Annotated in this window: 9 protein-coding genes; 2 read left to right on the top strand and 7 right to left on the bottom strand. The window is 64.0% G+C overall.

Annotated features, from left to right (window positions below; genetic code table 11):
- Positions 1 to 69 precede the first annotated feature (69 nt).
- Complete coding sequence (gene smpB, locus DFR43_RS12205; protein ID WP_133599098.1) at positions 70 to 561, top strand: SsrA-binding protein SmpB; 492 nt, start codon at positions 70 to 72, stop codon at positions 559 to 561.
- Positions 562 to 612: 51 nt separating this feature from the next.
- Here the strand turns inward: smpB and DFR43_RS12210 are convergent, their stop codons facing one another.
- From DFR43_RS12210 to rimP, 7 genes are all read right to left on the bottom strand, one after another.
- On the bottom strand, positions 613 to 1,758 hold the full coding sequence (locus DFR43_RS12210; RefSeq protein ID WP_133599100.1) for an enoyl-CoA hydratase/isomerase family protein: 1,146 nt from the start codon (positions 1,756 to 1,758) through the stop codon (positions 613 to 615).
- A gap of 94 nt (positions 1,759 to 1,852) precedes the next feature.
- Positions 1,853 to 3,682, bottom strand: a complete 1,830-nt coding sequence (typA, locus tag DFR43_RS12215) for a translational GTPase TypA (RefSeq protein ID WP_133599102.1) — start codon at positions 3,680 to 3,682, stop codon at positions 1,853 to 1,855.
- Positions 3,679 to 4,632 carry a tRNA pseudouridine(55) synthase TruB gene (gene truB, locus DFR43_RS12220; RefSeq protein ID WP_133599104.1) on the bottom strand — a complete coding sequence of 318 codons (954 nt, stop codon included), beginning with the start codon at positions 4,630 to 4,632 and terminating at the stop codon, positions 3,679 to 3,681. Before truB ends, typA begins: the two co-directional genes overlap by 4 nt.
- Positions 4,633 to 4,637: 5 nt before the next feature.
- On the bottom strand, positions 4,638 to 5,006 hold the full coding sequence (gene rbfA / locus DFR43_RS12225) for a 30S ribosome-binding factor RbfA (protein ID WP_133599106.1): 369 nt from the start codon (positions 5,004 to 5,006) through the stop codon (positions 4,638 to 4,640).
- A gap of 3 nt (positions 5,007 to 5,009) precedes the next feature.
- Positions 5,010 to 7,871 carry a translation initiation factor IF-2 gene (gene infB, locus DFR43_RS12230; RefSeq protein ID WP_133599108.1) on the bottom strand — a complete coding sequence of 954 codons (2,862 nt, stop codon included), beginning with the start codon at positions 7,869 to 7,871 and terminating at the stop codon, positions 5,010 to 5,012.
- A gap of 29 nt (positions 7,872 to 7,900) precedes the next feature.
- Positions 7,901 to 9,400, bottom strand: coding sequence for a transcription termination factor NusA (gene nusA / locus DFR43_RS12235; RefSeq protein WP_133599110.1), 1,500 nt, complete (start codon positions 9,398 to 9,400; stop codon positions 7,901 to 7,903).
- Position 9,401: 1 nt separating this feature from the next.
- A complete protein-coding gene (gene rimP, locus DFR43_RS12240; protein ID WP_133599112.1) occupies positions 9,402 to 10,025 on the bottom strand; it encodes a ribosome maturation factor RimP in 624 nt (207 codons plus the stop codon).
- Between rimP and DFR43_RS13735 the strand changes: the two genes are divergently transcribed.
- On the top strand, positions 10,024 to 10,297 hold a 274-nt coding region (locus tag DFR43_RS13735; RefSeq protein WP_211338657.1), incomplete at its 3' end, for a hypothetical protein. The genes rimP and DFR43_RS13735 overlap by 2 nt on opposite strands.

Raw genomic sequence — 10,297 nt, forward strand, 5'->3', positions numbered from 1 at the left:
TTGGGCTTACATACAATGCTTGCTGCTCTGTGGGGATTGTAGAGGTCCCGCATCCCCCCTTCATTTGACATGTCACAAACCAAGAAAGCCCCTGCGGCCCAGCAGCGCGACAGCCGCATCGCCGAGAACAAGAAAGCCTCGTTCAATTACCACATCGAGGAGCGCCACGAATGCGGCCTGGTGCTGCAAGGCTGGGAAGTGAAGGCCGTGCGCGCCGGCAAGGTGCAACTCACCGAAGGGTATGTGGTGGTCCGCGACGGCGAGTTGTTCCTCATTGGCTGCCTCATCCACCCACTGCGCAGCGCCTCCACCCATGTGAGCGCCGACAGCGCGCGCACCCGCAAACTGCTGATGCACAAACAGGAAATTCAGCGCCTCATCGGCAAGGTGGAGCAGCGCGGCTACACCCTGGTGCCGCTGAACCTGCACTGGAAAAATGGGCGGGTGAAGTGTGAGATTGCGCTGGCGCGCGGCAAGGCCGAGCACGACAAGCGCGACACCATCAAGGAGCGCGAAGGCAAGCGAGAAGTGGAGCGGGCGATGAAGCAGCGGCAGCTCTGAGCCCGCGGCAAGGGCAGGCCAGGCCCTGCCCCGATCGCGGCACCTGCCGGCTCAACCCAGATCGCGCAACGGGTGCGCGGCCGCCGGCCACGGACTGACGAAGAACGGCTCGACCATCTCGGGGGTGACGGATTCTATCGTTTGTGGATTCCAGCGCGGGCTGTGGTCTTTGTCCACGGCCAGTGCCCGAATGCCCTCCACCGTTTCCGAGGCCGCAGGCCCACGCCCCAGATGCCGCGGATGGAAGCAATGGCGGACCATGTCGCGTTCCATGCGCAGTTCATCGGCCAGGGCCATGCCCCGAGCCCGGCGGATCTGCGCCAGCACGACATGCAGCATCAGCGGGCTGCGCTGCTGCAGCGTGTGCAAGGTTTGGCACGCGATATCGGTGCCTGCCGCCTGCAATCGCTGGGCGATTTCGGGCACCGTGTCGGCTGCGAAGGCGTGTTCCAATTCCTCCGCCAGCGGCTGCGCGCCCAGCGTCAGGGCGGCCGCCTCGCCGGTTTTCCATCCCAACGCTGGCATCTGCGCCTGCCAGTCGGCCCAGAAATCGACCGGGTTGCCGGCCTGCACCCGTTGTAGCGCCTCCCAGCCTTTGGACAAGGTATCAGCTGGCGCCCACACATCGGCCAGCCCCCACAGCATGGCTTGAGCGCCCGAAATCACCTGCCCCGTCAGCCCCAGATATTCGCCCACCCGGCCTGGCGTGCGCCCGAGGAAGTAGCCGCCACCCACATCGGGAAACAGGCCGATATGGGTCTCGGGCATCGCGACTTTGGATCGCTCGGTCACGATGCGGCAGCGCCCCCCTTGGCTGATGCCCATGCCCCCGCCCATGACCACCCCGTCCATGAACGCGATGTAAGGCTTGGGATAGGTGAAGATCAGGTGATTCAGCGCATATTCCTCGGTGAAGAAATCCTCCAACGCCGGATCGCCTGCCAGGGCCGCTCGATGGAAAAACCGGATGTCTCCCCCCGCGCAAAAGGCGCCGAAATCGCCCAGCTTGCTCTTGCCACGAATGGCCACGGCATGGATGCGTTCATCCTCTTTCCAGGCTGTCAGGGCTGCGGTGAGCGCCCGGATCATGGGCAGGCTCAGCGCATTGAGCGCGCCTGGGCGGTTGAGCGTGATCAGCCCCACCCCGTTGGGGCTGGCTTCGACGATCACGTCGGCATGGTCAAAGCGATCGTTCATCGGGTAGTCTCCTGTTGTGCGTTTGAAGTCCGGCCAAGGGTGGGGCCAGCGCCGTGCGTTGTCATCACGCAGCACCCTGCCTTGGGCCCCAAGCTCATGCCGCCTCACGTTGCGCCCGCTTGCGCTCGTGTTCCTTGAGGAAGCGCTTGCGCAGCCGGATGCTCTTCGGGGTGATTTCCACCAACTCGTCGTCGTCGATGAAATCCACCGCGTACTCCAGCGTCAACTCGATGGGGGGGGTGATTTTGATGGCATCCTCTTTGCCGCTGACGCGGAAGTTGGTCAGCTGCTTGGTGCGCGTGGCATTGACGACCAAGTCGTTTTCCCGGCTGTGAATGCCCACGATCATGCCTTCATAGACCGGGTCACCGGCCTTGACGAACATGCGGCCACGGTCGTCCAGCTTGCCCAGGGCATAGGTGAAGATCTCGCCATCGTCCATGGAGATGAGCACCCCGTTCTTGCGCCCGCCGATGTCGCCCTTGTGCGGCTCGTAGCCATCGAAGATGGACGAAATCAAGCCAGAACCCCGGGTGAGGTTGAGAAATTCGTTGGAAAATCCGATCAACCCGCGGGCGGGGATGCGGTATTCCAGCCGCACACGGCCGCGGCCGTCGGGCTCCATGTTGACCAGCTCGCCTTTGCGCAGGCCCAGGGCCTGCATCACACCACCCTGGTGTTCCTCCTCCACGTCGGCCGTCACCAGTTCCATCGGCTCGCACTTGACGCCGTCGATCTCCTGGAACACCACGCGCGGCTTGGAGACGGCCAGCTCATAGCCTTCGCGGCGCATGTTCTCCAGCAGGATGGTCAGGTGCAGTTCGCCCCGGCCCGAGACCTCGAACACCCCGTCTTCGTCGGTCTCCTTCACGCGCAGGGCCACGTTGCTTTGCAGCTCTTTCTGCAGGCGGTCCCAGATCTGCCGGCTGGTGACGAACTTGCCTTCGCGGCCGGCCAGCGGGCTGGTGTTGACACAGAAATTCATGGTCAGCGTCGGCTCATCGACCTTGAGCATGGGCAGCGGAGCCGGGTTGACCGGATCGGTCACCGTCACGCCAATCCCGATCTCGTCGATGCCATTGATCAGCACGATGTTGCCCGGGCCGGCTTCGGGCGTTTGGGTGCGATCCAACCCCTGGAAGGTCAGGACTTGGTTGATGCGGCCTTTGGTGCGTCTGCCATCTGGCCCTTCACACACCAGCACTTCCATGCCGGGCTTGATGGTGCCGGCATTGACACGTCCCACGCCGATGCGGCCGACGAAGCTGGAGTAGTCCAGCGCGGAAATCTGCAGCTGCAGCGGGGCGGCGGGGTCGCCGTCGTGCGCCGGCACATGCTTGAGGATGGTGTCAAACAAGGCCGACATATCCGGCCCCCACTGCTGGCCAGGCTCGCCCTCTTCCAGACTGGACCATCCATTGATGCCCGAGGCATACACCACGGGGAAGTCCAGCTGCTCGTCGGTGGCGCCCAGTTTGTCGAACAGATCGAAGGCGGCGTTGATCACCTTGTCGCAATTGGCCCCGGGTTTGTCCACCTTGTTGACCACGACGATGGGCTTGAGCCCCAGGGCCAGCGCCTTTTTGGTGACGAAGCGGGTCTGCGGCATCGGGCCCTCCTGCGCGTCGATGAGCAGGAGCACACCATCGACCATGGACAGCGCCCGTTCCACTTCGCCACCGAAATCGGCGTGACCCGGGGTGTCAACGATGTTGATGTGCGTGTCCTTCCAGCGCACGGCGCAGTTCTTGGCCAGGATGGTGATGCCGCGTTCACGCTCCAAGGCGTTGGAATCCATCACCGTGTCCACGACTTTTTCGTGCTCGGCAAAGGTGCCGCTTTGGCGCAGCAGTTGATCGACCATGGTGGTTTTGCCGTGGTCCACGTGGGCGATGATGGCGATGTTGCGAATGGGTGTGGTCATGATGAGTGGGCTTGCAGGATTTGACGGATTTCTTCGGGGCTGAGCAACCGTTGGGCAATGAGCTCGCCGCCACGGACCTGCCCTGTGCCCAGCAAGGCCCGGGGACGGTCGCCCCAGACGGCCACCAGTGGGGCATCGGACCAATGGCCACGGCGGCGCATGCCACTGAGAAAGCGGGCGGCATTGTCGCTGTCGAGCGTGACGCGGGGATGTCCGGCCAGCAAGGCTTCGACAGGTTGCAGCAGGCCACAGCGCTCGCCCTCAGGCAAGGCTTCGATGTGCGCCAGCGTCACGCATTGGTCGAGCGCAAAGCCGCCTGTGGCCACGCGGCGCAGCTCAACCAGATGCGCGCCACAACCCAGGGCTTGGCCAATGTCTTCGCCCAGGGTTCGGATGTAGGTGCCCTTGCTGCAGTGCACGCGCAGCCGCAGGCTGGGTGCCTCGCCGTGCAGGTGCATGTCCAGCAGTTCCAGGGCATGGATGGTGACCGTGCGCGGCGTGCGCTCCACTTCTTGGCCTTGACGGGCATATTCGTACAGCGCCTTGCCCTCTTTCTTCAGGGCGCTGTGCATGGGCGGCACCTGAACGATGGCGCCGGTGAATCGGTCCAGCACTTCGACGACCTGGCCGGGCGTACAGGCCACGGCCTGGCGCTGGATCACTTCGCCCTCGGCGTCGCCGGTGCGGGTCATCACCCCCAGGCGCAACGTGGTTTCGTAGGTCTTGTCGGCGTCCAGATGCAACTGGCTGAATTTGGTCGCCGCGCCGAAACACAGCGGCAGCACGCCGGTGGCCAGCGGGTCCAGCGTGCCGGTATGGCCGGCCTTTTCCGCTCGCAGCAGCCATTTGACTTTCTGTAAAGCCTCATTGCTGGACAAGCCCAGCGGCTTGTCCAAGAGCAGCACCCCATGCACAGGGCGCCGCTGCACCCTGGTGCGTGGCGCGTTCATGTCGGTCAGTCGTCTTTGGAGCGGGAGGCCACGGCCTTGGCGATCAAGGCGTTCAAATCGGCCGCGCGTTCGGTGGTGCGATCGAAATGGAAGTGCAGCGTGGGCACAGTGTGGATGTGCAGGCGCTTGAACAAGCCATTGCGCAGAAAACCGGCGGCCTGATTCAGCGCTTCCTCGGTTTCCTGCGGATCGCCCACCAGCACGCTGAAATACACCTTGGCGTGGGCATAGTCGGGCGTGACTTCCACGCCTTGCAGCGTCACCATGCCCACGCGCGGGTCCTTCAACTCGCGGGCAATGAGCTCGGTGAGGTCGCGCTGGATCTGGTCGGCGACCTTGAAGCTGCGATTGGACGGAGACTTGCGGGCGGCCATGGCTTACAGCGTGCGGGCGATTTCCTTGATTTCGAACAACTCAAGAATATCGCCTTCCTGAATGTCGTTGTAGTTCTTGAGCTTGATGCCGCACTCGAAGCCTTCCTTGACCTCGCGCACATCGTCCTTTTCGCGCTTGAGCGATTCGAGCTCGCCGGTGTAAATGACCACGTTGTCGCGCAGCAGCCGGAAGTGCGCCGAGCGGGTGACCCGGCCCTGCGTGACCATGCAGCCGGCCACCGTGCCGATCTTGGAGGCCACGAACACGCGCCGGATTTCGGCCATGCCGATGACCTCCTCGCGCTTTTCCGGGGCCAGCATGCCCGACATGGCGGCCTTGAGCTCATCGACGGCGTCGTAAATGATGTTGTAGTAGTGCAGATCGACGTCGTTGGCTTCGGCGAGCTTGCGCGCGTTGGCATCGGCCCGCACGTTGAAGCCGATGACGATGGCTTTGGAGGCGATCGCGAGGTTGATGTCGGACTCGCTGATGCCACCCACGCCGGCATAGACCAGTTGCACGCGCACCTCGTCGGTAGAGAGCTTGAGCAGGGCCGCCGACAGCGCCTCCTGCGAGCCCTGCACGTCGGCCTTGATGATGATGGGCAACGTCTTGACTTCGCCGGCCTGCATCTCGGCAAACATGTTTTCGAGCTTGGCGGCTTGCTGCTTGGCCAGCTTGGTAGAGCGGAATTTGCCGGCGCGGTAGGTGGCGATTTCACGGGCGCGGCGTTCATCGGCCAGCACCATGAAGTCATCGCCCGCCTGCGGCACTTCGGCCAAACCTTGAATTTCCACCGGGATGGAGGGGCCCGCCTCTTTGACCTGACGGCCGTTTTCGTCCAGCATGGCACGCACGCGGCCCGATGTCTGGCCGGCCAGCACCACGTCGCCCACTTTCAGCGTGCCCGACTGCACCAGTACGGTGGCCACGGCGCCGCGCCCTTTGTCCAGACGCGCTTCGATCACCAGGCCCTTGGCATTGGCGTCCACCGGGGCTTTGAGCTCCAGCACTTCGGCTTGCAGGAGCACGTTTTCCAGCAGGTCGTCGATGCCCATCCCCGTCTTGGACGAGACGGCAATGAAGGGCGAATCGCCACCGAACTCCTCGGGCACCACTTCCTCGGCCACCAACTCGGCCTTGACCTTCTCGATGTTGGCCTCGGGCTTGTCGGCCTTGGTCATGGCCACCACGATGGGGACGCCGGCGGCCTTGGCATGCTTGATGGCCTCGCGGGTCTGGGGCATGACGCCGTCGTCGGCCGCGCAGACCAGGATGACGATGTCCGTGGCCTGGGCGCCACGGGCACGCATGGCGGTGAAGGCCTCGTGACCGGGCGTATCCAGGAAGGTGATCATGCCGCGCGGGGTATTCACATGGTAGGCCCCGATGTGCTGGGTGATGCCACCGGCTTCGCCTGCCGCCACCTTGGAGCGGCGGATGTAATCCAGCAGCGAGGTCTTGCCGTGGTCCACGTGGCCCATGACGGTGACCACTGGCGCACGGGGCTTGGGCTCGCCCTGCTGCGACAGCACCTCTTCCTCGGTGAAAGCCTCCGGGTCGTCCAGCGCGGCGGCGACTGCCTTGTGCCCCAGTTCCTCCACCACGATCATCGCGGTGTCCTGGTCCAGCGACTGGTTGATGGTGACCATCTGCCCAAGTTTCATGAGGACCTTGATGACCTCCGACGCCTTGACCGCCATTTTGTGCGCCAGCTCGGCCACGGTGATGGTTTCGGGCACGTGGATTTCGAGCACCTTGGCCTCTGTCGGGGCTGCGAAATGGGTTTCCCGCTCATCGCGCCCACCGCGCTTGCCGCCTTTGGGGCCGGCGCGCCAGTTGCTGCCTGCGCGCCCGGAAGCCCCGGTGTCGCCGCGGGTCTTGAGTTCTTTCTTCTTGCCGGACTCGTCTTTCCAGGTGGAGGACAGGGCCTCGGACTTGACCTCTTTCTTGCCGCCGCTGCTGCTGCCAGCAGGCGCAGGCTTGGGCGGCGTGGTAGCGGGTTTGTGCAAGGTGCCTTTGATGCCGGGCTTGGCTTCGGCAGGCTTGGGCTCTTCCGGCTTCTTGGCCACCAACACCTTTTTGGGCGCAGCCATCATGGCGCGAATCGCTTCGGCCTCTTCCAGCGCTTTGCGGCGGCGCTCTTCGAGTTCGCGGGCGCGGCGCTCTTCTTCGGCCTTCTCGGCCGCCAAACGGCGCTGGGCCTCCTCTTCGGCGCGGGCCTGGGCGGCTTTCTCGGCCGCCTGAGCTTGCTCGGCGGCCGCATCCTGCGTCGGCGCCGAAGCCGCCGGCTGGCCGGCCGAGCGGGCCGCCTCGGCTTGCTGCTCGCGGGCCAGTCGCTCGGCGGCGGCACGGGCCTCGGCTTCCTCACGCAGCCGCTGGGCCTCTGCCGCGGCGCGGGCTTCGGCTTCTTCGCGCTCACGGCGGCGCTGCGCCAGCTCTTCCTCCTGGCGGCGAAGCAGCTCGGCCTGGCGGCGGGCTTCTTCCTCGCGGCGTGCCAGTTCCCCGTCGTCAATTACCGGCGCCGGGGGGGTAGCAGGCTCGGACACGGCGGCGGGCTCGTCGTCACGCTTGATGAAGGTGCGCTTCTTGCGCACCTCGACCTGGATGGTACGGGCGCGGCCCGAGGCATCGGCCTGCTTGATCTCGGTGGTCGATTTCTTGGTCAGCGTGATTTTCTTGCGCTCGCCGCTGGCCGTGCCGTGGCTGGCCTTCAGATAGCTGAGCAACTGCTGCTTGTCAGACTCGGAGATCGGGTCGGTGCCGGCGCGTTTGTGCACACCCGCACTGGCCAGTTGCTCCAGCAGCAGGGACGTGGGTTTGTTGAGTTCGGCGGCGAATTCTGCGACGGTATTGCTGGACATAGATGATTGACTCCGTGGGGCCTCCGTGATCAGGACTGCGACTTCGCATCGTCACCGGTGAACCAGTGCTCGCGCGCCTTCATGATCAGGGCCGTCGCTTCTTCGGCCGTCTGCCCCGTGATTTCGGTGAGTTCGTCAACGGCCAGATCGGCCAGGTCGTCGAGGGTGTGGACGCCGGCATCGGCCAGCTTGGCGATCAGATCCACGTTCAGCCCTTCGAGGTCGCGCAGGTCCTGCGACACCTCCTCGACGCTCTCCTCCTTGGCGATTTCCATCGTCAGCAGCGCGTCCTTGGCGCGGGCGCGCAGCTCGTTGACGGTGTCTTCGTCAAAAGCCTCGATCTCCAGCATCTCTTGCAAGGGCACGTAAGCCACTTCTTCGAGGCTGGTGAAGCCTTCTTCGATGAGGATGTTGGCGATTTCCTCGTCCACATCCAGCTTGGCCATGAACAGGCTGCGGATGGCATTGGCCTCTTCGGCCTGCTTCTGAGCCGACTCGTCGGCCGTCATGATGTTGATCTTCCAGCCCGTCAGGTCCGAGGCCAAGCGCACGTTCTGGCCGCCGCGGCCGATGGCGATGGCCAGGTTTTCCTCGTCCACCACCACGTCCATGGCGTGGCGTTCCTCGTCCACCACGATGGACTGCACGTTGGCCGGCGCCAGCGCGCCGATGACGAATTGCGCCGGATCGTCGCTCCACAGCACGATATCCACCCGCTCGCCGGCCAGTTCGTTGGTCACGGCATTGACGCGCGACCCACGCACCCCCACGCAGGTGCCGATGGGGTCGATGCGTTTGTCGTGGCTGAGCACGGCAATCTTGGCGCGGCTGCCCGGATCGCGCGCGCACGATTTGATTTCGAGCAAGCCTTGCTCGATCTCGGGCACCTCTTGGCGGAACAACTCGATCATGAACTCCGGCGCGGCGCGCGACAGCAGGATCGGCGCCCCACGCAGGCTCAAATCCACCGTCATGATCATGGCGCGTACCCGGTCACCGGTGCGGAAGTTTTCTTTGGGGATCATCTCGCTGCGCTTGAGCCGGCCTTCGACGCGGCCGCTCTCGACGATGACATCGCCCTTGTCCACCCGCTTGACGGTGCCCACGAAAATCTTGTCGCCACGGCTCATGAAGTCGTTGAGCAGCATTTCGCGCTCGGCGTCGCGGATGCGCTGCAAGATCACCTGCTTGGCGGCCATGGCGCCGATGCGGCCGATGGGCACGGATTCAATCGGCTTTTCGATGTATTGCCCCACCTCGATGCCGGGATGGTCTTCCACGGCGTCGGTGTACAACTCTTCGGCGTCGGGGTTTTGCAGACCGGCTTCATCGGGCACCACGAGCCAGCGCCGGAAAGTCTGATAAGCGCCGGTGTCAGGGTCGATCGAGACGCGAACATCCACCTCGCCACCGAGCAGTTTCTTGGTGGCAGAAGCCAGCGCCGATTCCACGGCGCCGAGCACCACGTCGCGCTCCACGTTTTTCTCGCGGGAAATCGCATCGATCAACATCAACATTTCGCGATTCATTTCACTCGCCTGCCTTTCCAGTCTGCTGCGTTTTTGTCGAGGTCTTGTCGTCTTGGACGGCCGGCGCCACGTCAGCGCTGCGGCCTTTGAAGTTCACAATGGGTGCCAGCCGGGCTTCGCGGATTTCGTCAAACCTGAAACCCAGCACATTGACGGGCACGGGCTTGGCCTTCTTGCCCGGGCGCTGCCCAGGCTTGGACTCGGGCGCATCGCTCCAGACGATTTGCCAGCCGCCACTCTCGGCGCGCTCCAGCACGCCACGGAATTTCCTGCGGTTGGCAGCCATCCCTTCCGTGGCTGCATCGCCGATGGGCTGCTTGAGCGTGATATCGACCACCTCGCCCACAAACCGCTCGAAATCGGACTCCCGGCGCAGCGGCCGGTCGATGCCGGGCGAGCCCACTTCCAGCCGCTTGTAATCCACCTGCTCGACTTCGAGCAGGAATTGCAACTGCCGCGTCACGCGCTCACAGTCGTCCACTGTGATGAACCGCTGCTCGGGCGCGGCCGGGTTCCAGGGAAAATCAATGGTGACGCGCAGCATCCCGCCGGCAGACCGCTCCAGGTCCACCAGTTCGTAACCGAGGCCGGTCACCGTCTGCTCAAGTGTTTGCTGCCAGGACATGTCCACCCAGGAAAATCGCCCCACAGGCGGCCGCCTGAGAGCGTGGTTTTTTTGCCCGACCAAAAAAAATGGGCCGGTGAAAACCCGCCCATTTGGTCGTGAAGCTTGCATTGTAACAGCTTTGCAGAAAAAGTACAGCATTTTTCGTGCCTGCCGCCCGCTGCGGCTTTACGCTAGGAAAGGTCTGCACAACCCCCGCTGGGGCGGCTGTTGTCGGCTGATGTTTCAGATGGCGATATCTTGGAGCGTTCGAGGGGCAAGTTCGAGGCCTT

This window comes from Tepidicella xavieri (assembly GCF_004363315.1).
Classification (GTDB): Bacteria; Pseudomonadota; Gammaproteobacteria; order Burkholderiales; family Burkholderiaceae_C; genus Tepidicella; species Tepidicella xavieri.